At 68.1% G+C, this 25,625-nt stretch carries 17 protein-coding genes; 10 read left to right on the top strand and 7 right to left on the bottom strand.

Features of this window, described 5'->3' with window-relative positions; genetic code table 11:
- Positions 1-183: 183 nt before the first annotated feature.
- From ACTIAO_RS10075 to ACTIAO_RS10065, 3 genes are all read right to left on the bottom strand, one after another.
- Positions 184-1,188: a sugar phosphate isomerase/epimerase family protein gene (locus tag ACTIAO_RS10075; RefSeq protein WP_441906135.1), complete on the bottom strand. Its 1,005-nt coding sequence runs from the start codon at positions 1,186-1,188 to the stop codon at positions 184-186.
- Between the two features lie 37 nt (positions 1,189-1,225).
- Positions 1,226-2,389 carry a Gfo/Idh/MocA family protein gene (locus tag ACTIAO_RS10070; RefSeq protein ID WP_441906134.1) on the bottom strand — a complete coding sequence of 388 codons (1,164 nt, stop codon included), beginning with the start codon at positions 2,387-2,389 and terminating at the stop codon, positions 1,226-1,228.
- A gap of 87 nt (positions 2,390-2,476) precedes the next feature.
- Positions 2,477-3,529, bottom strand: a complete 1,053-nt coding sequence (locus ACTIAO_RS10065; RefSeq protein ID WP_441890270.1) for a substrate-binding domain-containing protein — start codon at positions 3,527-3,529, stop codon at positions 2,477-2,479.
- A gap of 308 nt (positions 3,530-3,837) precedes the next feature.
- Here ACTIAO_RS10065 and ACTIAO_RS10060 point away from each other — a divergent pair, with 308 nt between their 5' ends.
- The 3 genes from ACTIAO_RS10060 (at position 3,838) to ACTIAO_RS10050 (ending at position 7,653) form a co-directional block, all read left to right on the top strand.
- The gene (locus ACTIAO_RS10060) at positions 3,838-5,322 is read left to right on the top strand and encodes a sugar ABC transporter ATP-binding protein (protein ID WP_441890367.1); all 1,485 of its coding nucleotides are present in this window, start codon (positions 3,838-3,840) and stop codon (positions 5,320-5,322) included.
- Positions 5,319-6,374 carry an ABC transporter permease gene (locus ACTIAO_RS10055; protein WP_441890272.1) on the top strand — a complete coding sequence of 352 codons (1,056 nt, stop codon included), beginning with the start codon at positions 5,319-5,321 and terminating at the stop codon, positions 6,372-6,374. The genes ACTIAO_RS10060 and ACTIAO_RS10055 overlap by 4 nt, the downstream gene beginning before the upstream one ends.
- A 100-nt stretch (positions 6,375-6,474) precedes the next feature.
- Positions 6,475-7,653 carry an ROK family transcriptional regulator gene (locus ACTIAO_RS10050; protein ID WP_441890274.1) on the top strand — a complete coding sequence of 393 codons (1,179 nt, stop codon included), beginning with the start codon at positions 6,475-6,477 and terminating at the stop codon, positions 7,651-7,653.
- Positions 7,654-7,662: 9 nt separating this feature from the next.
- Here the strand turns inward: ACTIAO_RS10050 and purD are convergent, their stop codons facing one another.
- Both purD and ACTIAO_RS10040 read right to left on the bottom strand, forming a co-directional pair.
- A complete protein-coding gene (purD, locus tag ACTIAO_RS10045) occupies positions 7,663-8,940 on the bottom strand; it encodes a phosphoribosylamine--glycine ligase (RefSeq protein ID WP_441906133.1) in 1,278 nt (425 codons plus the stop codon).
- 31 nt (positions 8,941-8,971) lie between these two features.
- Entirely contained in the window at positions 8,972-9,655 is a 684-nt protein-coding gene (locus ACTIAO_RS10040) for an NUDIX hydrolase (protein WP_441890278.1), read from the bottom strand.
- 46 nt (positions 9,656-9,701) lie between these two features.
- Between ACTIAO_RS10040 and ACTIAO_RS10035 the strand changes: the two genes are divergently transcribed.
- Entirely contained in the window at positions 9,702-10,070 is a 369-nt protein-coding gene (locus tag ACTIAO_RS10035) for a sterol carrier family protein (RefSeq protein WP_441890280.1), read from the top strand.
- On the opposite strand, the gene ACTIAO_RS10030 is transcribed toward ACTIAO_RS10035, so the two are convergent.
- Together ACTIAO_RS10030 and ACTIAO_RS10025 are read right to left on the bottom strand one after the other, a co-directional pair.
- Positions 10,059-10,721, bottom strand: a complete 663-nt coding sequence (locus ACTIAO_RS10030; RefSeq protein WP_441906132.1) for a class F sortase — start codon at positions 10,719-10,721, stop codon at positions 10,059-10,061. The two genes, ACTIAO_RS10035 and ACTIAO_RS10030, sit on opposite strands and share 12 nt — an antisense overlap.
- The gene (locus tag ACTIAO_RS10025; protein WP_441890283.1) at positions 10,718-14,164 is read right to left on the bottom strand and encodes a S8 family serine peptidase; all 3,447 of its coding nucleotides are present in this window, start codon (positions 14,162-14,164) and stop codon (positions 10,718-10,720) included. The genes ACTIAO_RS10030 and ACTIAO_RS10025 overlap by 4 nt, the downstream gene beginning before the upstream one ends.
- A 117-nt stretch (positions 14,165-14,281) precedes the next feature.
- On the opposite strand from ACTIAO_RS10025, the gene ACTIAO_RS10020 reads away from it, so the two are divergent.
- The 6 genes from ACTIAO_RS10020 (at position 14,282) to ACTIAO_RS09995 (ending at position 25,519) form a co-directional block, all read left to right on the top strand.
- A complete protein-coding gene (locus ACTIAO_RS10020) occupies positions 14,282-15,409 on the top strand; it encodes a heme/hemin ABC transporter substrate-binding protein (RefSeq protein ID WP_441890285.1) in 1,128 nt (375 codons plus the stop codon).
- Positions 15,406-16,557: a FecCD family ABC transporter permease gene (locus tag ACTIAO_RS10015; RefSeq protein ID WP_441890287.1), complete on the top strand. Its 1,152-nt coding sequence runs from the start codon at positions 15,406-15,408 to the stop codon at positions 16,555-16,557. Before ACTIAO_RS10020 ends, ACTIAO_RS10015 begins: the two co-directional genes overlap by 4 nt.
- Positions 16,557-17,423, top strand: a complete 867-nt coding sequence (locus tag ACTIAO_RS10010) for a heme ABC transporter ATP-binding protein (protein WP_441890369.1) — start codon at positions 16,557-16,559, stop codon at positions 17,421-17,423. Before ACTIAO_RS10015 ends, ACTIAO_RS10010 begins: the two co-directional genes overlap by 1 nt.
- A complete protein-coding gene (locus ACTIAO_RS10005) occupies positions 17,420-18,385 on the top strand; it encodes a hypothetical protein (protein ID WP_441890289.1) in 966 nt (321 codons plus the stop codon). The genes ACTIAO_RS10010 and ACTIAO_RS10005 overlap by 4 nt, the downstream gene beginning before the upstream one ends.
- On the top strand, positions 18,382-20,844 hold the full coding sequence (locus ACTIAO_RS10000; protein ID WP_441890291.1) for an HtaA domain-containing protein: 2,463 nt from the start codon (positions 18,382-18,384) through the stop codon (positions 20,842-20,844). Before ACTIAO_RS10005 ends, ACTIAO_RS10000 begins: the two co-directional genes overlap by 4 nt.
- A 94-nt stretch (positions 20,845-20,938) precedes the next feature.
- The gene (locus ACTIAO_RS09995) at positions 20,939-25,519 is read left to right on the top strand and encodes an Ig-like domain repeat protein (protein WP_441890293.1); all 4,581 of its coding nucleotides are present in this window, start codon (positions 20,939-20,941) and stop codon (positions 25,517-25,519) included.
- The last annotated feature ends 106 nt before the right edge of the window (positions 25,520-25,625 follow it).

Genomic DNA, 25,625 nt, shown 5'->3' with positions numbered 1-25,625 from the left:
ACCGATGTCCTGATACAGAACCGTCACCTATCTCCTGAGACATCACAGCAGAAGTAACAGCAGCGCGGGCAGCGAACAGCAGCGCGACGGGCGCGAACAGCAGTGCGGGCAGCGGACAGCAGCGCGACGGGCGGGAACAGCAGCGCGACGGGCGCGAACAGCAGTGAAGAGCAGCGCGCCAGCTCAGCGCGTGGCGAAGGCCGAGTCGAACGCGGAGTCCGCGGGCTTGTACGTCGACAGCTTCCGCACGAACTCGAGTGCTTCGGGGGCGCCTACGAGGCGGTCCATTCCGGCATCCTCCCATTCGACCGACAGCGGTCCGCCGTAGCCGATGGCATTCAGCATCCGGAATGCGTCCTCCCATGGCACGTCGCCGTGGCCGGTGGAGATGAAGTCCCAACCGCGCCGCGGGTCCGCCCAGGGCAGGTGCGATGAGAGCCGTCCGTTGCGTCCGTTGCCCAGGCGCTTCTTGGTGTCCTTGCAGTGCACGTGGTAGATCCGGTCCTGGAAGTCCCAGAGGAACGCGACGGGATCGATGTCCTGCCACACCATGTGCGAGGGGTCCCAGTTGAGGCCGAACGCCTCACGGTGTCCGATGGCCTCGAGGGTGCGTTTGGTGGTCCAGTAGTCGTAGGCGATCTCGGACGGGTGCACCTCGTGCGCGAAGCGCACGCCGACCTCATCGAACACATCGAGGATCGGGTTCCAGCGGTCCGCGAAGTCCTGGTATCCGGCATCCACCATCTCATCGGTGGCGGGCGGGAACATCGCGACGTACTTCCAGATCGATGAGCCGGTGAATCCGGTCACCGTCTTGACTCCGAGTTTTGCCGCCAGGCGGGCGGTGTTCTTGACTTCCTCCGCAGCCCGCCGGCGAACCCCCTCCGGGTCCCCATCGCCCCACATCTGATCGGACAGCATGTTGCGATGGCGTTGATCGATCGGGTCATCGCAGACGACCTGACCTTTGAGATGGTTGGAGATCGTCCAGACCTTTAGTCCGTTGCGCTCGAGGATGTCGAGTCGATTCTGCACGTAAGCATCATCGTCCCACCGCCACGGATCGAGGTGGTCGCCCCAGCAGGCGACCTCGAGGCCGTCATAGCCCCACTCGCCGGCGAGACGACAGACCTCTTCGAAGGGCAGGTCGGCCCACTGGCCGGTGAACAGAGTGATCGGTCGTGACATCATCGTCCTCTTTCTCTTGCGTTTCGTCGTGGCGTCTTCAGACGCTCGTCCAGTCCGAACCATCGTGCGCACTGCGCTCGACGGCGTCGAGCACGCGCTGCACCCGCAGGCCGTCGGCGAACGTCGGCTGCGGATGAGCACCCGCCGCGATCGCCTCGGTGAGATCCTTCACCTGGTGCGAGAAGCCGTGCTCGTAGCCGAGCATATGCCCGGCCGGCCACCAGCCGGAGAGGTATGGATGCTCGGGCTCGGTGACCAGGATGCGGGCGAAGCCCTGCTCTGCCGCGGGGCGGGTGGCGTCGTAGAAGTCGAGCACGTTCATGTCTTCGAGGTTCCAGTGCAGCGAACCGGCGTCGCCGGAGATCTCGAGGTCGAGGGCGTTCTTGCGCCCGGTCGCGAAACGGGTGGCCTCGAACGTCGCGAGGGTGCCGGACTCGAGGCGGGCGGTGAACAGTGCGACGTCATCGACCGTGACGGTGCCTTTGTCCGTGCCGGCGGTGCCGCCGAGGCCGACCGCCTCAGCCAGCACGGGCCGTTCCTCGACGAGCGTCTCCATCACGCCCGAAACCTGGGTCAGCGCCTGCCCGGTGACGAACTGCGTCATGTCGACGATGTGCGCGCCGATGTCGCCCAGCGCGCCGGAGCCGGCGCGGTCCTTGTCGAGCCGCCAGGTCATCGGCGACTCGGGGTCGGCCAGCCAGTCCTGCCGGTAGCTCGCGCGCACCTGGCGGATCGTGCCGACCCGGCCGGCGGCGATCATGTCGCGCATGAGGGTCACGGCGGGCACGCGACGATAGGTGAAGCCCACCATGGCGCGGATGCCGCGTGCCGCAGCATCCTGCGCAGCCTGCTCCATCGCCTCGGCCTCTTCGACCGAGTTCGCGAGCGGCTTCTCGCACAGCACGTGTTTGCCCGCAGCCAGGGCCGCGATCGCGATCTCGGCGTGCGAGTCCCCGGGGGTGACGATGTCGATCAGGTCGATGTCGTCGCGAGCGATGACCTCGCGCCAGTCTGTGGAGGTCTCGTCCCACCCCCACGCGCGGGCGGCAGCGGCAGTCTTCTCAGCATCCCGGCCGACCAGCACAGTCATCCGCGGGGTGAGGGGGAGGTCGAACGCGGCGGGCGCCTGCCGCCAGCCGACGGAGTGCGCCGCTCCCATGAATCCGTGGCCGATCAGGGCCACTCGCAGCTCGGTTGTCATCTTCTACTCCCCGGAACGGTGCGGATTGGAACAGTGCGGATAGAACAGGCGGGGCGAGCACCGAGGCGCTCGCCCCGCAGTCGAGGGTCAGGACTCGAACGCGAGATCCATGAAGTCCGCGACGTTGTCCTTGGTGACCACGGGCGCATCCAGCACGACCCGGTATGGCACGCTCGGGGTGATCAGGTCGCTCATCGTCTTGTCCTGAGCGATCAGTCGCGCTAGGGCGATGCCATCGGCGGCCTGCGTGGACGGGTAGATGACGGTCGCCTTGATGACGCTGTCGTCGGCCTCGATGCGGTCCATCATGTTGATGCTGCCGGCGCCGCCGACGAGGAAGAACTCGTCGCGACCCGCTGCTTCGATCGCGGCCAGCACGCCGACGCCCTGGTCGTCGTCGTGGTTCCAGATCGCGTCGATCTCGGGGTTCGCCGAGAGCAGCTGGGATGCTGCGGTCTCGCCACCGGCGACGGTGAAGTCCGCCGCGACACGCGGGCCGACCTCGAGGCCGCAGGCGTCGAGTGCATCCGCGAAGCCCTCCGAACGATCCTGCGTCAGCGGCAGCGAGTCGATGCCGGCGATCTCGCCGACGATCGCATCGCTCTGGCCGTCGAGCTGCTCGCAGATGTAGGTGCCGGCGCTGACGCCCATGCCGTAGTTGTCGCCGAGGACCGTCGCGCGAGACGCGAACGTGCTCGAGAACTCACGGTCGACGTTGATGACGGGGATGCCGGCATCCATCGCCTTCTGAGCGACCTGGGTGAGAGCTGCGCCATCGGTCGGCAGGAGCACGATGGCATCCACGTCCTCGTTGATGAACTGCTCGACCGCGGCGATCTGCTGGTTGGCGTCGTTGGTGCCCTCCGCCTGACGCAGCTCGACGTCGTCGAAGCCCTCTGCGGCGTTGATGGCGCCGGTGTTGATCGCGCCGAGCCAGCCGTGGTCGGCCTCGGGACCCGACCAGCCGATGACGACGGTGTCGCCCGACGCCGTGTTCTCTTCGCTGGTGGTGCCCTGGTTGCCGGAGTCTCCTTCGGACTCGGTGCCGTCGCTGGTGCAACCGGCCAGCAGGGTGACGGCGAACAGTGCTGCCGCTCCTGCGATCAGCGGGCGGAACCCGCGGGTGCGCATGCCGTGCATGTCTTTCCTCCTTGAAATGTGATGCAGATGGGTGCGATGCGGGCCATTGCGATCGGGATCGGAGTCGGTGGCGCACCAGCACTGTCAGCCTCAAGCTAACAGAAGGCGTCACAGATTAGCCAGCTTTCGTCGACAAATAATCAAAAGTCACGAAAGGAGCACATCTCCCTTGATCGTGCGGGAGTCGAAGGATGCCAGGCGGGTCGTGCTCGCTGTCGAGGCGGAGCTGTTACCTCTCGCATTCGCGAATTCGGCATGTTATGTTCACTCCTGTGATCAAAGATGACCAGGCCTCGTCATTACTCGAGATGCGCGGGGTGGAGAAGACCTTCGGCGCCGTCCGTGCGCTGCGCGGCGTGGATCTGGAAGTCCACCCGGGGGAGGTCCACTGCCTGCTCGGTCAGAACGGTGCGGGAAAGTCCACGCTCATCAAGACTCTCGCCGGTGTGCATCAGCCCGATTCGGGCGAGATCCGCTGGAACGGTGAGGTCGTGACGATCGGCGACCCGCAGGCGGCCATCGACCTCGGCATCGCCACGATGTACCAGGAGCTCGACGTCGTCGACGATCTGACCGTTGCCGAGAACATCTTTCTCGGTCACGAGCTCTCCAGGGCGGGGTTCAGTCGTCGCAGTGAGACGACCGCTCAGACGCGAGCTCTGCTGAAGCGGCTCGGTCACGAGTCGATGTCACCGCACACCGAGGTCAGTACGCTCAGCGCCGCCGAGAAGCAGATCGTGAGCATGGCCAGGGCGCTCTCGCACGACATCAAGTTGATCGTGATGGATGAGCCCTCTGCGGTGCTGGATTCTGAAGAGGTGCGCAATCTCTTCCATATCGTGAAGGAGCTCACCGCCCAGGGGATCGCAGTGATCTACATCACTCACCGGCTGGAGGAGATCCGCACGATCGGCGACCGGATCACCGTCCTCAAGGACGGCGCGAGCACGGCCAGCAACCTCCTTGTCGCCGAGACCCCCACGCAGACGCTTATCAAGCACATGACGGGCCGGATCGTCGAGAACGTCTTCCCGGCTCCTGTGCCGATCCCCGCAGATGCCCCCGTGCTTCTCGAGGTCGACGACCTCAGCCTGGAGGGCGTCTTCGAGAACGTCTCGTTCACGGTGCGGGCCGGCGAGATCATCGGGCTCGCCGGGCTCGTCGGATCAGGGCGCTCCGAGATCGTCGAGACCATCTACGGAGCGCGCCCCGCGACCTCGGGAAGAGTGAGCGTGGAGGGCAAGCCGCTGCCGCGCGGATCAGTGCCGGCCGCCGTCCGTGCGGGGCTCGGGCTCAGCCCGGAGGAGCGCAAGTCGCAGGGGCTCGTCCTCGGCGAGCCGATCTTCCGCAACATCACCCTCTCGTCGTTCAGCCGCGAGGCGAAGGCCGGCTGGCTCGACGAACGGGCCGAGCGCAGGATCGCCCGCGACCAGATCGCGGCGATGGAGCTGCGACCTGCCGATCCCGAGTTGCCGGCCGGTACTCTCTCCGGCGGCAATCAGCAGAAGATCCTGCTCTCGCGCTGGCTCGTGCACGGCAGTCGCATCCTGTTGCTGGACGAGCCCACCCGAGGCGTCGATGTCGGCGCCCGCGCAGAGATCTACGCACTGATCCGCAATCTGGCCGCGGACGGCCATGCGATCGTCATCATCTCGAGCGAGATCGAGGAAGTCCTCGGTCTCGCCGACACCGTGCTCGTCGTCGGCGACGGGCGCGTGCTTACCTCTCTTCCCGCCTCCGAGATCGATGAGCCAGGTGTTCTCGACCTCGTCATGAAAGGAACCGCCGCGTGAGCGAGCAGACCCAGACCACCGCCCCCGAGCAGAGGGCGTCGTCGCCGCTGAAGTCGCTGTTCTCCGGTGCCGCAGCACGCAACCTCGGCCTCGTGCTCGCGCTGCTGGCGATCCTCGCCGTCGGCATGATCACCGCCTTCGACAACTTCTTCAACTTCGGCAATGCGCTGGTGATCCTGCGACAGGCGTCGATCATCGGCGTGATCAGCATCGGGATGACCTTCGTCATCATCTCCGGCGGCATCGACCTGTCCGTCGGCGCAGTGCTGGCACTGGCATCCGTCGTCGGTTCCCTCACCGCCATTCAGGACATCGCCAAATCGTCGCACTGGATCGTCACGGTCGTCGTCGCGCTGCTTGTCGGCGTCGGCGCGGGGCTCATCAACGGGGTGATCATCGCCTACGGCAAGGTCGCGGCATTCATGGCGACCCTCGCCATGATGGTTGGGGCCCGAGGGCTTGCTGAAGTGCTGGCCAACAACCGCACGCTCGTCGTCTCGGACCGGGACTTCCTCAAGGCGATGAATGTCGACCTTCTCGGTGTCGACATTCTCATCTGGATCTTCGCAGCCGTCGCCGTCGCAGGCTGGCTGCTGCTGAACCGTACGACCTTCGGTCGTCGCACGGTCGCGATCGGAGGCAACCGCGAGGCCGCGCGCCTGGCCGGCATCAAAGTGAAGCAGCACATCATGTGGCTGTACGCGCTCTGCGGCCTGACCGCTGGCATCGCCGCGGTGATGATTCTCGGGCGCACCAACGCGGGAACCTCGACGCACGGCAACCTCTACGAGCTGGATGCGATCGCCGCGGTGGTCGTGGGCGGAACCCTGCTGATCGGCGGGCGGGGAACCATCACCGGAACCGTGTTCGGCGTGCTCATCTTCGCGACGCTGAACAACGTCTTCGTGCAGAACAACATGTCGTCGTCGCTGCAGGCGATCGCGAAGGGCGCGATCATCGTCATCGCCGTGCTGCTGCAGCAGCGGTTCGCGGTCGGACGCGCTAAGCAGGGCCGCCTGCGCCCGGCGGGGCGGCAGGCGCCTCCCGCGTAGACTTCGATTCGACGCAGAAGTGCTGAATCGATCGCCTCTAGTGCGTCGATGAAGTGCGGGCCTGGCCAAGCGGGTCGTTCACGAGAAGTGCAGGGTGGGAATGGCAAGTAATCTCAGTGCGGTCGGCGTCGGCCAGCTCTTCCAGCTGCTGCGGGACGGCGCACCCCGCACGCGTGCGGAGCTGGCGAAGTCATCCGGCCTTGCCCGATCGACCGTGGCGGCGCGCGTGGACGAGCTCATGCGCATGGGGCTGGTCGCCCCCGTCGCCGATGCCGCCTCGACAGGCGGACGCCCACCGTCGCAGTTCGCGCTGAACCCGGCTGCGAAGGTGGTCGTGGCCGCCGACATCGGCGCCTCGCACACCACGGTCGCAGTCACCGATCTCGCCGGCACCATCCTCGCCGAGCGCACCGCCAGCATGGCGGTGTCGCTGGGGCCTGAGCCGGTGCTGACCTGGATGGTCGACACCGTGAACGAGCTGATCATCCAGGCTGGGCTCGATCATGATCAGGTCGCGGCGATCGGCGTCGGCGTGCCGGGGCCTGTGGAGTACTCGACCGGACGACCGGCGAAGCCGCCGATCATGCCAGGCTGGGACGGCTTCGACGTTCCGGGCTGGGTGCAGCAGCACCTGCAGGTGCCCGTGCTCGTCGACAACGACGTCAACATCTCCGCTTTGGGCGAGCGCGCCGTCGCCTGGCCGACGACCGATCACCTCATCTTCGTGAAGGTCGCCACCGGCATCGGAGCAGGCATCATCTCGGATGGCAGGCTGCTGCGCGGGGCGCAGGGGATCGCGGGCGACTTCGGGCACGTGCGCGTTGCGCGCGCCGCCGATGTGCCCTGCCACTGCGGCAATACCGGATGCCTGGAGGCGCTGGCCTCCGGACCAGCCATCGCCCGGTCCCTCGCCGCGCGCGGCATCGAGGCGAAGGACGGCAACGACGTCGTCGAACTGGTCAAGGGCGGGAGCCTGGAAGCGATCCAGGCGGTACGGCAGGCCGGCCGCGACCTGGGAGAGGTGCTCACGGCATCCGTGAGTCTGCTGAACCCGTCGGTGATCTCGATCGGCGGGGCCATGGCGCGCGTGGGCGAGCACCTCATCGCCGGTGTGCGAGAGGTCGTCTACACGCGGTCGATGCCGCTGGCCACCGAGCATCTCGCGATCGTGCAGTCCGTCACCGCCGGGGAGGCCGCAGTGCGAGGTGCGAGCATGCTCGCCGTGGAGTACGCGCTGAGCCCGGAGGTCCTTCCGCAGAGCTTCGGGCTCACGGGCTGAACCCGCGCGCTACTCCGCGACGCCGGCGGCGATGTCGCGGCGGAAGTGCGCGCCGTCCAGGCTGATCCGGCCGATCGCGTCATACGCCTGTGCGCGGGCGGTCGCGAAGTCCGCGCCGACCGAGACGACGTTGAGCACCCGGCCGCCGGTTGCCACCGGGTCTCCGCCGGGAGCATCCGGACCCGCCGTCGCCGCGTGGACGATCCGTACGCCCTCGACGCTCGCGGCATCCGCGAGTCCGCCGATCTGACGGCCGGTCTGCGGCGCCTCAGGGTATCCCTCGCTGGCGAGCACGACGGTGAGGGCGACGTCGTCCGCGAACTCCGGCTGGGGCTCGTCCTCGAGATGACCCGAAGCGGCGGCCAGCAGCAGTTCTGAGAGCGGGGTGCGCAGCCGCGGCAGCACGATCTGGGTCTCGGGGTCGCCGAAGCGCGCGTTGAACTCGATGACCTTCACGCCGGCGTCGGTGAGGATGAGCCCGGCGTACAGCAGGCCGATGAACGGGGTGCCCTCGGCATCCATCTGACGGATCACCGGGAGTGCGACCTGCTCGGTCACGAGCTCGACGAACTCCTGCTCGCTGCCGAAGCGCTCGGCCAGCCAGGGCAGCGGCGAGTACGCGCCCATGCCGCCGGTGTTGGGGCCGGCATCTCCGTCGAAAGCGCGCTTGAAGTCCTGCGCGGGGCTGAGCGCGCGCACGGTGTCGCCGTCGGAGAGGAAGAACAGCGAGACCTCGGGGCCGGAGAGGAACTCCTCGACGAGCACCGGGCCCGACGGAAGATAGTGCACGGCGTGAGCGAGCGCCTCTGCTCGGTCGGAGGTGACGATGACGCCCTTGCCCGCCGCCAGGCCGTCGGCCTTGACGACGTACGGGGCGCCCAGGTCATCGAACGCGGCCTCGACCTCGGACTCGGATGCCGCGCGCACAGCGCGTCCGGTCGGCACGGACGCCGCATCCATCACCCGCTTCGCGAAGGCCTTCGACCCCTCCAACTGGGCGGCGGCCCTGCCCGGACCGAACACGGGGATGCCGCGCTCGCGCAGCTCATCGGCGACGCCGGCGACGAGCGGTGCCTCGGGGCCGATCACGACGAGGTCGATGGAATTCTCGTTCGCGAAGGCGGCGACCGCACCGCCGTCGAGCTGATCGACGGTCGCGAGCGTCGCATCTTCTGCGATGCCGGCGTTGCCGGGGGAGGCGAACAACTCGTGCTCGGCCTCTTCGGCCGCAAGGGCAAGGATGATCGCGTGCTCACGGGCACCGGAACCGAGGACGAGGATCTTCACCCCTCCAGACTACCGAGCCCTCCGCGCGAGGTCAGACCGTCACTGGCCGCTCATCGGTCCGGTCCCACGGCACGGTCCACCCGCACGCGTCGAACAATCGGTCCAGCACCATCGCGGTGAAGCCCCACACGATCGTGCCGTCGACGTCGAACGCCGGACCCTTGAATGTGTCTCGCCCGCGCGTGATGGTCGACGTGTAGCGCGTCGCGGGGTCCAGCAGCTGCGCCACCGGAACCCGGAAGACCTCGACGGTCTCGGCATGATCGACGGCTGCGACCTTGGACGGCTTCGTCCACCACCCGAGCACTGGTGCGACCAGATGGTTGCTGGCGGCCAGCGGCAGATCCGGCAGCGTGGCGAGGATCTCGACCCCGCTCGGGTCCAGCCCGGTCTCTTCTTCGGCCTCGCGCAGGGCCGTGTCGACGAAGTCGCGATCCTCTGGATCGCGCCCGCCGCCGGGGAAGGACACCTGCCCGGGGTGCGAGGAGAGTGTCGAGGCGCGGCGCTGCAGCAGCACGTCGAGATCCTTCGCGACGACCGCATCGATCGTGGGTGCCGGGATGCTGTCGAGCACACCGAACAGGATCAATACTGCCGACCGCCTGGCCGGAACAGTGCCGTCCAGCTGCGGCAGCACCGTGGGATCCCAATCGCCCGACCGTACCGCCCGCAGCAGCTGGGCGCGGGCGCCCTGCGCATGCTGGCTCTCGCTCACCCCTCGAGCCTACGCCGCTGCTGGGAGTGCGTCGTAGGCTGAGCAGATGGCTCGCAAGATCGACACTGCGGACGGACGTGGGGCGCTGGATGCCATCCGCACCGCGATCTCGACAGGCGAGAAGCCCGCACGGGCCTCGCTCGCGACGGCGGTGCGGTACCTGCTGCAGCTGCTCGATGAGAAGGCGCCCGGGAACAGCGTCGAGGTACGCGTACCGCCCTTCGGCGCGGTGCAGGTCGTGCAGGGCCCGCGCCATACCCGCGGCACGCCGCCGAACGTGATCGAGATGGATGCTGCGACCTGGATCGCCCTTGCCACCGGCGAGGAGGAATGGGCGGATGCCGTCGCCGCCGGCCGCGTGCAGGCATCCGGCACGCGCGCCGACCTGGAGGGCCTGCTGCCGCTACGCCCCTGACTCGGGCGCGAGTCGGGCGTACACCACGAAGTTGTCCGGGGCGGTGCCGGCGGTCCCGTCGTAATAGCAGGTGACGATCACGAGCCGCCCGGGTGAGGGCGTCCAAAGGTTTTCGATGTCGGCGAGCTCGGTCTTGGGATGACGTTCCAGGGCCTGAATCAGGTACACCACCGTGCCGTTCTCGGTGTCGACGAGGATCTCGTCGCCGATCTCCAGGGCGCTGCGCGTATCGGCCCGATCGATCAGCGGATCGAACACCGCGGTGCCGGCGGCGGAGCTGTGGCCCGACAGGTACACCGTGCCATCGGCATCCGATCCCGGCATCCCGTACTCGCTCAGCCAGTACGCACGATCGAATGTCGGCGGGTTTATGACCGTGGAGCCCTCGAGCGAGAGCGAATCGACATCGGCCTCGAACTGGATCACCGGGATGCGCACCGTGTGGGGTTCGCCGGCAGGAACAGGCGTGGCCTGTTCCGCCATGCTCGCGGTGACCACCCGCTCGGGTACAGGATGCGCCGGAGGCGTCGCCGCCATCGTCTGCCAGATGCCGCCGCCGATCAGCCCGATGCCGCCGAGCACCAGGATCGTGGTGAAGATCAGCCACACCAGGGGGACACGGCGCCGACGTCCCGCCGTCGCTTGCGTCATGACACCGCTCCCGGTCGACGTTTCGCGCTCAGCAGTACCAGTGCGGCGGCGGCGAGGATGAGGAGTCCGGCACCGAGAAGCATCAGCTGCTCGACGGGGCTGAGCGATAAGCCAGGAGTGCTGATCGATGCGACCGTGATCTCGTCCTCCTCCGTGTTCGACACCGGTGCCTCCTGGGCTGCGGCGGCGCCGGCCGCGATGACGATCTCGACCCAGCCGGCGAACTCCCCCTCGGCATCGGTGAACGCGAAGGCGTACGTTCCGCCCTGCAGGCGTGCGATGTCGATCAGCAGCTCGCCGTCGTCGTTCACGCGGATCCAGTCGATCGGCGTCTTCGACGGGTACACATGCAGAAAGAACCATTCACCGGGTTCGGCATCCGGAATGACCACGTGCGCGATGCCGGATTCGATTCTGGCCGTGATGCTGCCGCGGTTCGCCGCGGTCAACGATTCCGCCGATGCGAACGGCGGATCCGGAACGGTGTTCGGCTTCGGTGCGATCTGCGTGGCCGGCGCGCGACTGGCCGGATCCTGCGCCGCCGGCGCCGGGGCGAGCGCCGGTGCGGGGGTGGGCTCGGCCGGTGACGGGCGCGGCGTGGCAGAGCCGCCACCACCGGGCTTGCCCGGTTCGATCACCGGGGGCTCGGGAACGATGATCTCCGGAGCGGGCGCCTGAGCGTGCTCGGGGGCGGTCCAAGTCACCGCATTCATGAACACCTGGGTGCTTGCCAGCGACCAGGTGCGCACGTCCACCGCGGGCGAGGACCCGTGCAGCGCGAGCAGGACGTGACGGCTGCCTGCCCGCTGGACCACCGCGATCCCCGATCCCACGGCTGTTGTCACGTCGGCGTCCTCGGCGGTTCCGGATGCCGCGACCGTCACCGTCTCGGCGAGCACCTGCACGCCTTCGCCAGTGAGATCTTCGAACCAGGCGTAGTACTTCGGGCCGCCCGCGACGGTGTTCTGACCGATCACGTCACCCGTGGCGAAAGCCTCTGAACTGAGCTCCCCGCCGGCGAAGATCTCGTGGTCGGCGAGCACGCGATATCCGGTGGAGAGGAGTGAGCGGTCGTTCGCGCCGGATCGTACGGCCGGATTCCCGGTGGCGCGCTGCAGCTGTGCGATGCCGCTGTCGGCTGTTGAGCCCTGATCCAGCCAGACCATGCCGACGCCTCCGGCATCGGCGCGATCGATCGCATCGCGCAACTGCTCGTCCGACATGCTGGGCGGAGCATCCCACACCAGCACGTCGTAGTCAGACACCTCGAGGTCATCCGGAAGCGAGGGTGCGCTGGTCGCGGCGTAGCCGTTCTGATTGAGCAGCTCCGCTGTGCGGGCGCCGTTGTCTCCGAGGACGAGCACCTGCTGGAGCTCGGCGAGGCGGTAGTTCACCGTCGTCTGCAGCGCTGCGCGCACCTCGGCATCCGCCGAGACCGCATCGGCGTATCCGGGGGCCGACACCCGAATCCGGTACGAGCCGACCGGCAGATCGGCGATCCGGTAGCCGCCGTCCGCGCCCGTCGTCGCGGTGAGCTCCTGGCCGACGACCTGCACGGATGCTCCGACGATGGGTGTGCCCTCGAGCGCATCGACCACGATGCCGCCAATGGACCCGACCGTGATCGGCGTCATGGCCAGATCGATGCGCACGAAACCGCTCTCGTCGATCGTGATCGGTGCGCTGACGAGGGCCGCATATCCGAAGCGCTCTGCCGTGAACGTGTACGTCCCGGGGGCGAGACGGGCCGTGAAGCGGCCCTGTTCGTCCGTGGTCCAGGTCTCGCCGCGGTCGTCGAAGCTGATCGTCGCGCCGGGGACGGCGGCGCCCGTCGCGGCATCGGTCACCGTGCCGTTCACGCCGGATTGGCCGAGTACGGCGGCGATCGCGGCGTGCACGTCGATGCGTCCGTGTCCGTATCCGGTGTCCGGTGCACTCGCGCCGTCCGGATGCCACGCGGTGCTCTCCAGCGCCTCGGCGATCTGATCAACCGAGAGACCGCCCTGCGCGGAGCGGATCAGTGCGACGGCGCCGGCCACGTGCGGCGTTGCCATCGAGGTCCCGGTGGATTCGCCCCAACGGCCGTTCGGCATGGCGGAGAAGACTGCGGTGCCGGGGGCGGAGGCATCCGGCTTGACGAAGTTCTGCGGCCAGTCGTACTTGTCGCCGATCTGCGCAGGCCACTCGGTGACGCCGCCGCACGAGCCGGGGTCGACCTCGTCGGCGGCGTTCGTCATGCCCACCCCGAAGGCCTCGTAGATGTCTCCGGGTCCGGAGGTGCCTGTCGGGCCGCACGGTGCGTTGCCGATCGCGATCGCCGGGAAGATGCCGGCCTGACGGAGATTGCGCACGAGCGGGATGAAGATCTCGCTGTAGCCGGATGAGCCCAATGACATGTTCACCACATCGGCCGCGCGCCCGGCCGGGTTGCCGTACGCGTCGAAGGGCTGCATCGCCCACTGCATCCCGGCGAGGATCTTCGCGATGCTGCCGCCGCCGCTGCCGCTGAGGACGTTGGCGGCCATGAGCTCTGCGTCGGGCGCGACCCCGATTCGAGTGCCGGAGGCGCTCCCGCCGAGCACGGTCCCCGCGACGTGCGTGCCGTGCGATCCGGGGTCGGATGGACGACTGGCGATCGGCGAGCCGGTGCGATCGAAGCTGATCCATCCGCCCGGAAAAGTCGGATCGCCCAGCCCTGCGCCCACGATGCGGCCGGAGAGATCAGGATGGCTCGCATCGATGCCGGTGTCGAGCACCGCGACGCGCACACCCTGACCGCGTGCGGCGAAGTCGATCCAGCTCTGCGGTGCGCCGATCTTCTCGAGTCCGTACGTCACCGGCGTCCCGGTCTCATCGAGCGCCGCTGTCGCCACCGAAGGCGTCGACAGGGGGACGGGCTCCTCTGACGTGAGGGGTTCGACTTCGAAGTTCGGTACGACCTGAGTCGCACCGGGAAGCGCGGCGAGCGCATCGAGAACGTCCAGCGACGGTTCGGCCGAGACGAGGATGCTGCGGGTGATCCAGAACTCGTTGAGGATGTCGACGCGACCGTCCTCCTGCATTTCGGCGAGCCCCTGCTGGGCGGCATCCCAGGAGATGCGGGCGCTGTCCTGCAGGGCGGATGCTGCGCGTTCCGGGTCGCCCTGTGCGATGGGATCGACCCCGTCGTCCTCGAAGAGGACCAGGATCTCGATCGCCTCATCGGATGAGGCGATCGCGTCGCTCGCGTCGGCGTCAGTGCCCGCTCCGGACCCATCGGGTGCGGATGCGCCGAGGACGGCCGCCTGCAACTGAGGGGCGATCTCGGCGTCTCGCGCGGGCTGGTTCGCGGGGCCGGTGAGAGGAATCCCGTTGGCTGCGGGGGCGCCGAGGGTGAGTGCGAGAGCTATCGCTGCGGTGCTGCCGAGCAGAGCGCGCAGCGCGCGGTGTCGTCGTGAGGGCACGGGGATCCGTCGTCTTCCGTCGCTTGTCGAATGCCATCGCCGGGCATACCTAATGGCGATGAACTTAAGTAAGCCTAACCTAAGCAGTTAGCTGTGAATTAGGTTAGGCTACCCTGCGTGCGACCATCCACCCCCTCTTCACGTCCTCGCCGACGCACTGTGATCCCGGCCGTTGCGGCGCTTCTGGCATTCGTGCTGCCTGCGCTTTCCGGATGCTCGCTCATCCTCGGCGACGACCCCGATATCGCCGCGCTGTCGGACGCATCGGAGCAGAGCCCCAGATTCTTCGAAGGGCCCGAGACGGCGCTGCTCGCGTCGAACGACATCACTCCGATCACCACCGACCCCCAGTCGGAGCTGCCGGTGTCCTTCACTGGACTGGACGATGTCACCGTCGAGGTCGTCGACACGAGCCGCATCCTCGCGCTGGACGGCACGGGAAGCCTCGCCTCCGTCGTGTTCGGCCTCGGTTTCGGTGACTCCGTGGTCGGGCGCGACCTCACCACCGGCTTCGAGTCCGCGAAGGATCTGCCGCTGGTGATGAACAACCACACGCTCAACGCCGAGTCGATCCTCGAGCTGAACCCGACCGTCATCCTCACCGACTACAGCGTCGGTCCCTACGACGTGCAGATGCAGATGCGCAACGCCGGGATCCCGGTGATCTTCTTCGAGCCGGCCTCCGACATGGACTCGATCGGCCGACTGATCGGCGATGTCGCCACCGCGCTGGGCGCACCGGAACTCGGCAAGGAGTACGTCGCCGATTTCGAGAAGCGCCTGGAGGACACCCTGGCGCGGATCCAGCAGGTCGCACCGACAGAGACCGCCGACCGTGTGCGCATGGTCTTCCTGTACATGCGCGGCCGCGCCGGGGTCTACTACATGTACGGCAACGATCCGGATGGAAGTCCCGGTATCGCCGGTGTCCTCATCGACGCGCTCGGAGGCGTCGATGTCGCCGGCGAGGAGAACTGGGTCAGCGGATCGCTCACCGCCGAAGGACTGATGCGGCTCGAACCCGACCTGATGCTCATGCTGACCCTGGGCCTGGAGTCGGTGGGCGGCGTCGACGGACTGCTCGATGTCCCCGGCGTCGCGCAGACGCCCGCCGGGGAGCGTGAACGCGTCGTCGACATGAGCGACTACGAGATGTTCACCTGGGGGCCGCGCACCCCTGACGTGCTCACGGCGCTCGCCGAGTCGATCTATCACGTCGATCTCGCGGAGGTCGAGCTCCCATGACCGCTCCCATACAGGCGCCCGCGACCTCGGACGCACCCCGGCTGCCGCAGGAACCGCTCGTGCTACCCAGGGTGCTGGACTACGAGGCGGATCCCTCGCAGCTGCCGGTTCCCAATCGGCGCAGAGTCATCGTGCTGTTCAGCGCGCTCGGCGTCGGGCTGGTCGCGGCCGTGCTCTTCTCGGCCGCGCTGGGGCAGATGCAGATTCCCATCGTCGAGGTGATCGGCTCGCTCTGCCGCAAGGCGGGGCTCTCGTGCGGAGCTGAGGCGACGCACATGAATGCGGATGCCGCGCTGTGGGAGGTGCGTTTCCCCCGCATCGCGCTCGCAGTGATGGTGGGCGCGGCTCTGTCGGCCGCCGGAGCGATCATGCAGGGCGTGTTCGGCAACCCGCTGGCCGACCCCAGCGTCATCGGCGTCTCGTCCGGAGCCGCCGTGGGCGCGAGCCTGATGATCGTCACGGGGCTCGCGGCGGGCAGCACTTTCGCCATCCCCGCCGGGGCATTCGTCACCGGCATCTTCACCGCCCTGGTGGTGTACTCGATCTCGCGGTCTCGCGGTCGTACCGAGGTGATCACCCTGATCCTCACCGGTATCGCGGTCAATGCGTTCGCGGGCGCCGCACTGGCGCTGATGACGTTCGCCGCCACGACGGACCAGCGCGAGCAGATCGTGTTCTGGCAGATGGGGTCGCTCGCCGGGGCGCTGTGGGATTCGGTCGCCACGGTGCTGCCGCTCGTGATCATCGGCCTCATCCTCGCGATCCTCGTCGCCGGGAAGCTCGACCTGCTGAGCCTCGGCGATGATGCGGCCAGACACCTCGGCGTCAACATCGAACGGCTGCGCATCTGGACGATCGTCATCGTGTCCGTGCTCACGGCGGCCGCGGTCGCCTTCGCGGGGATCATCGGGTTCGTCGGTCTCGTGATTCCGCACCTCATCCGGATGCTCGTCGGGCCGGGCCATCGCGTGCTGGTGCCCGCGAGCGCGCTGGGCGGTGCGCTGCTGCTCGTGCTCGCCGACACTTTCGCGCGCACCGCGGTGCCCTACGCAGAACTGCCGCTGGGCATGCTGACCGCGCTGATCGGCGGCCCGTTCTTCTTCTTCCTGCTCAAGAACAACAAGACCAGGACCGGGGGGTGGATGTGATGCGTCTCGCCCTCACGCGTCCGCCGACGCGCCCGCGCCCCGCGCAGAGCGGTGAGATCGTTCTGGAGGTCGCGGACGTCTCCGTCTCCCTGGGCGGCAACGACATCGTCACCGGCATCTCGTTCGAGGTGCGTGCCGGTGAGGTCCTCGCGATCATCGGACCCAACGGCGCCGGCAAGACCACGCTGCTCGCTGCGCTGTCAGCGGACTATCGCTACGACGGCTCCATCCGTCTCGATGGCAGAGAGCTGACCGAGTGGACGTCGCGGGAGCTCGCGATCCGGCGCTCCGTGCTGCGGCAGCAGAACATGCTGAGCTTCCCGTTCCGCGTCGTCGACGTGGTCAAGATGGGCCGTGCGCCGTGGCGCGACATCGTGCCCGTGGAGGAGGACGACCGCATCGTGGCCGCCGAGCTGTCGCGCACCGATACGCTGCGCTTCGCTGAGCGCACCTTCACATCGCTCTCCGGTGGCGAACGCGCCAGAGTGGCCCTCGCACGCGCGATGGCGCAGCGCACCGGGGTGCTGCTGCTCGATGAGCCCAGCGCGGCCCTGGATGTGAACTATCAGGAGCAGGTGCTCGCCCTCGCGCGCGCCTATGCGGGAGCAGGTAACGCCGTGGTGGTCGTGCTGCACGATCTGGCCGCGGCTGCCGCCTACTCCGACCGGGTGCTGATGATCGACGACGGCACGATGCGCGCCTATGGCACACCCGCCGAGGTGATGCGCAGCGAACTGCTCAGCGAGGTCTACCGCCACCCCATCCGAGTGATCGAAGAGGACGACGGCTCGCTTCTGGTCGTGCCCCGCCGCTTCGCCGATGAGCGCCCCTCCAGCGCCGCCCCCTTCGAGGAGAAGAGAAGATGACGATCCTGTCGTATCCCGGCACCGCGCGGAGCGTCGCAGCCAGAGCCGTGCGGCGTGCACGTGCGGTGGCGATGGTGGTCGCGGTGATGCTTCTGGCGACGCTGATCCTGGGTGCCGGCACTGCTCCCGCGCACGCCGCCTCCCGCGTCGACGTGAGTGAGAATCCCCGCGCCGACGGGTCGACGACCGTGACGTTGCAGGGATCCGGATTCCAGTACCAGCCCAATGCGCCGGGCGGTGTGTACATCTTCTTCGGCGCCGTGTCCGATCCGGGTACGAATGCATGGGCTCCGAGTCAGGGCGGGCAGTCCGGCTCGACGTTCAGCTACGCCTCCACCTCCGGAACCCAGCTGCTTGCGGCCTTCGAAGGCGGATCCTCCGCCGAATCCGCCAACGCCGTCATCCGACCCGATGGCACGTGGACGGCGACCATGACGATCCCCGGGGCGCGCTTTGCGGCGTCTTTCGGAGACCCGCATTCCGGTGCAGCGCAGACGGGGAGTGAGATCGACTGCCTGCAGGTGATGTGCGGGATCATCACGATCGGTGCGCACGGTGCCTGGAACGCCAACAACGAGTCCTTCACCCCGGTGAGCTTCGTCACCGGCAGCGGCGAGGTCGTGCAGGGCTCCGCGGCGCCGAGCTTCGACGACGACGCCACGATCGTGGACGTCCCCGCGTCCGGGACCGAGGAGCAGACGGTGACGGACGAGCAGCCCGCCGACGATACGGCGGATGCCGTCGAGACGACGGTCGAGACTGCTGCCGCTCCGGTCGCAGAACCCGAGGATCAGACCATGACCTACGTGGTCTTCGCCGTGCTCGGCGTCGCTGTCCTCGCGCTCATCGCCGCCATCGTCTTCTTCTTCGTGCGGCGGGCCAAGGAACGCTCCGCCGCCATGGCATCCGTCGACTCCTCTGCGGCAGCAGAGACCTCCACCCCTACGGAAGGACAGGCATGACAACCGTCAGATCGACTCCCCGGAGCCGCCGCATCGGCGCCGTCGCGACCGTCGGGGCGCTGGCCGTCGGAATGCTGGGCTTCGGTCCAGCGGCATTCGGGTCGGTTCAGACGCCCGGCGCGGCGCTCGCCGCACCCGCGGACGCCGGCACCGAGGCATCCGCGTGGGAGGTCGTATCCGGAGACCTGACCTGGGGAGTGCGCCATTCCATCCGCAACTACCTGGAGAACTTCGGCCACACCGAGGGATGGGTCGCCGCCGCCGACGGTGCGACGTACACCAAGGGCGCCGCCGGCGCGGTGTTCCCCGTGGTCGCCGGAGGCACCGTCGACCCGTCCGCAGGGACGGCGTCGCTGAGCTTCCAGGGATCGCTGGAGATGTACGGCTTCGGTGAGGACTGGTTCTACTTCGAGAACGTGCGCATCGAGGTCGCCGACGGCACGGCGGACGTCATCGTCGACCTGCTCGAGAGCTACAACATCAAGGAGCCGGTCGATGACTTCACGATCGCGAGCTATGAACTCGATGCCGACGCGCTGAGCGTGGAGGACGGGACGCTGTCGCTGGTCACGGGGGAGGGGACCTTCAGCGAGGCGACCTGGAGGGATCACCTGCCGAACTACGGCGGTCCGACCTACGCGCCTCCCGGTGACTACACGGATCCGCTCACGATCAGTCTCGCACTCGCGCAGCCCGGCTCGGAGAATCCGGGCGGCGGCGATGAGGGCGACGGCGAAGGCGGCGGGGACGACGGCGAGGACGGTGGGAATGCCGACGGCGCGTACGGCGTGAGCGCGGGTGCCCCGCTCAGCGGCACCGCGGCGTACATCAGGGTCACGCCCGGATACGCCATCGCCGCCGACGGTTCGACCACGGTCACCGTGGAGGGCTTCCACTTCGACCCGGGGCCCGCGGCGGCGCCCGGCGCGGGGTCGGGAGGCATCTACGTCGGGCTGGGCACGATGAAGAACCCCGGCAGCGAGGACTGGCGGCGCAGCAAGGGAGGCTTCAGCGGTCCTGTCGACAGCGGCGATTTCACCTACGGCATCCCGCACTTCGTGGGCAACCAGAACTCGGCGGACGCGGATGTCGCGGACGGCGTGATGGATGCAGACGGGCACTGGAGCATCGAGATGACGATCCCGGGACATGACGTCCCGAGCTTCTTCGGCGATGTCATCGACTGCATCGAACGGCAGTGCGGTGTGTTCAGCTTCGGTGCGCACGGCGCGATCCGGCCGGCCAACGAGGCGTACACCCCGGTGTATCTGGTCGGTCAGGACGAGTCGGGGTGGCCGGACCGAGATGAGGACGACCCCACTACGGTGCCTCCGGTGACCCCGGAGCGACCGGCTTCCGTGCCTTCCGCGCTGCCGACAGCCTCCGAACTCGTCGACGGCGCGCGCGGCGGCGTCGAAGTCCAGTCGGTCACCGACGGTACCGCCACCGTCTTCGTCGGCGCGGCAGCGGTCAACACGTGGGTGGGCCTGTCCGTGCATTCCGACCCGCAGTTCATCGACTGGTTCCTGGTGCCGAGCGGCGGCCGGGTCACCGCGACGCTGCCGGCGAGCCTCGCCGAGGGCGACCACAAGCTCTCGGCGATCACCGCGGAGGAGGAGCTCATCGGCTGGGCTCCGTTCACCTGGGGCACAGCACCCGGTGTCGATGACGGGGACCAGGAGAAGAGCGAGCCCTATGGCAGCAGCACCGGCACCAACCCCTACACCGGCGCGACCTTGACGGTGACGCCCGCCTGGTCGCTGGCCGACAGCGGGCAGACCGTCGATCTGAAGGGCACCGGCTACGCGACCGATCGCGATGGAGACAACGAGGGCGGAGCATACGTGCTGTTCGGCTGGGTCAACCCGGAGTCGGGCGACGACTGGGGCCCCGGCCCCCACAGCGGCAAGAGTTCGATCGGCCGCAGCGGAATCGACTTCACCTACGCCGAGGACGGCGCGGTCGCCGGAACCTTCCAGAGCATGGTCAACTACCCCGGCAACTCGACCGGGCCCGGCCTGCCCTTCATGGACGCGGACGGCTCCTGGGAGATCAAGGGCTTCCCGATCGAGTCGTCGCGGTTCCAGACCCCGCACGGAACGCAGATCGACTGCTACGTGCAGCAGTGCGGCATCCTCACCATCGGCGCACACGGCAGGGCCAACGCCGGAGTAGAGGTCTTCACGCCGGTCTACTTCACCGACGAGCGCCCGCCCAACACCTCGCCCGTCGGCGGTGGCGGCGGCGGAGTCGTCGAGAACCCGAATGTGGCCGGGAGCGCCGCGGCGAACAGCGGCCTGTCCGCCGCCACGGGGCTCGATGCGCTGGCTGTCGCATCCGAAGGCCGCACCACGCTGATCGCCGGTGTGCTGCTGCTCAGCCTCGGCGTCTTCGCCGGAGCGCTGCTCTTCGTGCGCGCACGTCGCACCCCGAGCGCCCCCATCCGTTCCGTCGCCTGACGGGAAAGGCTTCCGTCGCCTGACGGGAAAGGCTCCCGTCGCTTGACGGGCATATCCGAGCGTCCTGGCGCTCACACGAGATCAAGAGGAAGAAATGACATCAACTGCGATGACACGACGCGGCAGACGCCGTGGGCTGCGCTCTGCCGCTGCCTTCGGCGTCGCTGCAGCGGTCGGTCTCAGCGGGCTGGTCGCCACTCCGGCCTTCGCCGCTCCTGGTGGCTCCAGCACCGGAACGGGAACCAACCACGCGACGCTCACGCCGACACTCACGGTCGCTCCCGGGCAGGACGTGAACGCCGAGGGCGACACCGTCCTGACTCTCACCGGGGAGGGATACGCCACCAGCAACGATTTCGGTGCATCCTTCGGCGGCGCATATCTGCTGTTCGGCGTCGTGACGCCGAAGGACGGTGCCGATCCCGGTAGCTGGGCGCCGAGTAAGAGGGGCCTGAGCGGCACCAACTACGATTACGCGGCGGGTGCGGGCACCTACCAGTCGTTGATCAACTACCCGGGCAACACCACCGAACCGGGGCTCGGCTTCATGGATGCCGACGGCGACTGGACCACGACGCTCACCATTCCCGGCGCGAGGTTCACCTCGCAGGCCGGTGCCGAGATCGATTGCTTCGAGCAGCAGTGCGGTGTCATCACCATGGGTGCGCACGGGCAGATGAGCGCCGGCACAGAGGTCTTCACCCCGGTGACCTTCGCCGAGGACGTGCCCGCTGTCGCACCGTCGTTCACGACGCACCCCTCCGACACCTCGGTCGCCGAAGGCGAGAGTGCGTCGTTCGCCGTCGCCGTCGCGGGAGAGCCCGCGCCGACGCTGCAGTGGCAGACCCGCATCGCCGATGACGAGTGGGCGGACATCGCCGACGCCACCGCGTCGGAGCTGACCGTCGAGAACGTCAGCACCGCGGATGACGGACGCCAGTACCGTGCGCTTGCGAGCAACGATGCGGCGACGGATGTCGCATCGGATGCCGCGACGCTCACCGTCGAGGCGACCGCTCCCGAGTATCCCGACGGCTCCGCCGTCGGCACGCCGCTCGAGGGCACCAGCGCGTACATCGTCGTCACCCCCGGTGAGGAGATCGACGGCTCGGACTCCGTCAGTCTCACGCTCGAAGGCTACGGGTTCAATCCCGGTCCCGTCGTCGCACCGGGAACCGGCAGCGGCGGCATCTACGTCGGCTTCGGCACGAAGAAGAACGCCGACAGCAATGAGGAGTGGCGCCGCAGCAAGGGCGGATCGAGCGGACCTGTGGGTATGGGCGACTACACCTACGGCTCACCGGTCTTCGTGGCGAACCAGGGCACCAGCGACGGTGACGTCGCCGATGCTGAGATGAACTCCGACGGCACGTGGACGGCCACGCTGACGGTTCCCGGAAGCAGCCTGCCGAGCTTCTTCGGTGACACGCTCAACTGCCTCGAGTACGAGTGCGGCGTGTTCAGCTTCGGTGCGCACGGTGCCATCAACGCGGCCAACGAGGCCTACACGGCGGTCTCCTTCGCAGAGCCCGCCGTACCCGCGACGCCGACCACGACGTCGATCGGCGCGCAGAACACGGCCGCTGTCGCCCTCGTCGGCGATGAGGTCGAGCTCTCCGCCGCGGTCGATCCGTCGGAAGCCGAGGGAACCGTGGAGTTCTTCCGCGGCGAGACGAGCCTCGGAGAGCAGACGGTCACAGATGGCGCTGCGACGCTGAAGACGAGCGACGTGGTCGCCGGCGCCCAGAGCCTCACCGCGGTCTTCACTCCCGCCGATGAAGCGGGCTTCGAAGCATCCACTTCGGCGGCGAGCACCTTCCGCTTCGTGGACCTCGCGCCTGCTGTCGGTGAGATCGCCGTCGGAGCCGCGACGGCCGAGATCGCGGATGCGACGCTGAACTGGAGCATTGCGAACTTCATCAGCTTCGGTTCCGGGCCCGGCAAGTCGGTCATCTCCGGCGACGTGGAGCTCAGCGAACTCCCCGAAGGCGCCACGGCCATCGATCGTGCCCAGCAGGAGTTCATCTTCTCCGGTGGCGTCGGTACGACCGATGCCGCGGGCAACTCGGTCGTGTCCTTCGAGGGCGCGGTGCTGGTGAACAGCGGAACGATGAACCAGTGGACGTTCGTCGACCCCGAGGTGCGCACGAGCGCGGACGGATCGGGGTACATCACCGCCGAACTCACGACGGAGTACCTCGCTTCACTGCTCGGCGGCGAGGACATCCTCGAGGGGCCGGCTCGCGTGGTGGTCTCGACCTTCACCGGCACCGAAGCGACCACGGCGGACGGAGTGACCTCATTCGAGGTGGCGCCGCTGTTCGAAGGCCAGTTCGCCGCAGGTTCCTGGATGGGCGAGTTCACCGGCGGCACGTTCGCCAATGAGGCGCTCGTGATGCTGAACTCCGGCATCCGCTCCTTCTTCCTGCAGTCCGGGTCCTCGTCGGATTCGACCAAGGCCGGCCGAGCGATCTCGCTCGCATACTCGAGTGCTGAGATCGCCGCCCCCGCGCTGACGATCGAGCCCCTGACCGGTCTTGACCGCGCGGGTGCCGTCATCTCGGTGACCGGATCGAGCTTCGAGGCGACAGCCAAGGCGGCCTATCCCGGTGCGCCGGATGCCCCGTCGGGCTCGTACGTCTCGCTGGGCTGGATCTCTGCTGATGGCTGGAAGCCGTCGGAGGGTGCGGGCTCTGCTTCCCGTGTCGCGGTGACGACGAAGTGGGTGCAGGGCACCCAGCCGACCGGTGACGGATACGTGGAGTGGACGGTCGCACCGAACGGACGCGCATCGTTCGCGTTCGACTTCGATGAGATCGCTTACGCGGATGTGCTCGCCAAGAAGCCGGCGACCGGTGACTACCGCCTCGCCGTCTACTCGGTGGGAGCAAGCGGCGTCGTGCAGGCGGCGAATGAGATCGCCTACGACGTGGAGTTCGCTCCGGCGGCGGCTACGGCCGTCTCGGTCGGGGCGCAGCCCAGCGGCGACTTCTCGACCGACTTCGCCGGTGAGGATGTGACCGTCTCGGCCACCGTCTCCCCTGTCGTCGCAGGTCACGTGGAGTTCTTCGCAGGCACCGTCGGTCTCGGCACCGCCGAGATCATCGACGGCGTCGCCACGATCGTGACCGATGATCTCATCGGCGGATCGAACGCCGTGACGGCTGTGTTCACACCGGAGGATGCGGTGCTGTACGAGGGCTCCACCTCGGCCGCACAGACGTTCCGCATCGTGGACCGTGAGCGCGTGATCGACGACATCGAGGTGGGTGAAGCGGTCGAGCAGATCACCGCTGCCGACCTGGAGTGGACGATCGCGAACTACTGGAGCAGCTTCGGCTACTCCTTCGGCAAGGAGGCGGTCTCGGGCGACGTGACCGTTCCGGGTGATCAGGGCTCGCTGGAGGCCGACTCGAACCGCGCCTTCGCATTCACGAACGGCACGGGACACCGTGACGCTCAGGGCAACGCGGTGATCGACTTCACCGCCACCGCTCGGGTGAGCTCGGGCGACGCGAGCCGGTGGGACTTCACCGATCCGCAGGTGCTCATGGACGCGAACGGCGATGGCTACATCACCGCCGAGTTCAGCGGTTTCTTCCGCATGGAAGGCCTCGCCGAGTTCGACTACGCGCCCCAGCGCGTGACGATCGCCACCTTCACGGGGGCGGATGTCACGGCGGCTGATGGTGCGGAATCGTTCACGGTCACTCCCATCTGGGAGGGGCAGTCGGCATCCGGCACCTGGGCGAACGATCGTACGGGCTCGTTCCCGAACGAGTTCACCTCGCTGCTGTACTCCGGCATCCGTTCGTTCTTCCATGAGTCGGGCTCATCGGCCGACGTCAACAAGGCGGTCAAGCCGATTTCGGTGTCGTTCACCGCTGGCACGGCCCCTGTCGTGTCGGCGCAGCCGACTGGCGCCTCGGTCACCGAGGGTCAGGATGCCGCGTTCGAGGTCGGCGTCACGGGATCTCCGACGCCGCGGATTCAGTGGCAGACGGGTCTCGGCGAGCAGTGGACCGACATCGACGGTGCCACCGGCACCGTACTGACGGTTCCCGCTGTCGCGGTCTCGGCACACGGTGCGCAGTACCGTGCGGTGGTGTCCAACGTGTTCGGCGAGGTCACCACCGACGTCGCTGCGCTGGATGTGCGTCCGACCCAGCCCACCGAGCCGCCGGCCGCACCGTCGATCGGCGATGAGGACGAGGGCGGCTTCGAGATCGTCGGTGTCGATGGACGGGCCATCACCATCGAGGTGCCGGAAGAGTTCGAGAACACCTGGGTGGGCGTGCACCTGCACTCCGCCCCGCAGTTCCTGGGCTGGTACCTCGTCCGTGACGGTCAGATCGTCGTGACGGCCCCGGCCGATGCCTTCGGCGACCACCGTCTGTCGTTCGTCTCGGCGAACGGCGAGCTGATCGGCTCCGTCGCCGTCTCACTGCCGGCGGCTCCGGCCGGAGACGGCGATGACGAGGGCGACGGTCAGGGCGGAAGCACTGGTGGGGGTGCGGGCTCCGACTCCGCCGGCGAAGGCTCCGACTCCGCCGGCGGCCTCGCCACCACCGGCGCAGAGCTGCCCCTGATGGCAGGGGGAGCGGCCCTGCTGCTGCTCCTCGCCGGAGCGGTTCTGCTGCTGGCGCGCCGGCGTCAGCACGTGGCCGCCGAATAGGAAAACCCATGCGGTGGGTGGTGGGGGGGAGCGGCCCCCCCCCCCCCCCCGGACACCGCAAGGCCGCGGCTGTCCCCCCCCCCCCCCCCACCCAAACCCGCCCGCC

The sequence above is a fragment of the Microbacterium sp. genome, from assembly GCF_052099035.1.
In the GTDB taxonomy this organism is placed as follows: domain Bacteria; phylum Actinomycetota; class Actinomycetes; order Actinomycetales; family Microbacteriaceae; genus Microbacterium.
The sequence above is the reverse complement of the archived record's forward strand: the minus strand, read 5'-3'. Positions and strand labels throughout refer to the sequence as shown.

Excerpts from the sequence above, each read along its gene's own strand:
- ACTIAO_RS09995 (WP_441890293.1), top strand. The coding sequence starts at position 20,939 with ATGACATCAACTGCGATGACACGACGCGGCAGACGCCGTGGGCTGCGC.
- ACTIAO_RS10000 (WP_441890291.1), top strand. The coding sequence starts at position 18,382 with ATGACAACCGTCAGATCGACTCCCCGGAGCCGCCGCATCGGCGCCGTC.
- ACTIAO_RS10060 (WP_441890367.1), top strand. The coding sequence starts at position 3,838 with ATGCGCGGGGTGGAGAAGACCTTCGGCGCCGTCCGTGCGCTGCGCGGC.
- ACTIAO_RS10005 (WP_441890289.1), top strand. The coding sequence starts at position 17,420 with ATGACGATCCTGTCGTATCCCGGCACCGCGCGGAGCGTCGCAGCCAGA.
- ACTIAO_RS10075 (WP_441906135.1), bottom strand. The coding sequence starts at position 1,188 with ATGTCACGACCGATCACTCTGTTCACCGGCCAGTGGGCCGACCTGCCC.
- ACTIAO_RS10010 (WP_441890369.1), top strand. The coding sequence starts at position 16,557 with ATGCGTCTCGCCCTCACGCGTCCGCCGACGCGCCCGCGCCCCGCGCAG.
- ACTIAO_RS10030 (WP_441906132.1), bottom strand. The coding sequence starts at position 10,721 with ATGACGCAAGCGACGGCGGGACGTCGGCGCCGTGTCCCCCTGGTGTGG.
- ACTIAO_RS10070 (WP_441906134.1), bottom strand. The coding sequence starts at position 2,389 with ATGACAACCGAGCTGCGAGTGGCCCTGATCGGCCACGGATTCATGGGA.
- ACTIAO_RS10065 (WP_441890270.1), bottom strand. The coding sequence starts at position 3,529 with ATGCACGGCATGCGCACCCGCGGGTTCCGCCCGCTGATCGCAGGAGCG.
- ACTIAO_RS10015 (WP_441890287.1), top strand. The coding sequence starts at position 15,406 with ATGACCGCTCCCATACAGGCGCCCGCGACCTCGGACGCACCCCGGCTG.
- ACTIAO_RS10035 (WP_441890280.1), top strand. The coding sequence starts at position 9,702 with ATGGCTCGCAAGATCGACACTGCGGACGGACGTGGGGCGCTGGATGCC.
- ACTIAO_RS10050 (WP_441890274.1), top strand. The coding sequence starts at position 6,475 with ATGGCAAGTAATCTCAGTGCGGTCGGCGTCGGCCAGCTCTTCCAGCTG.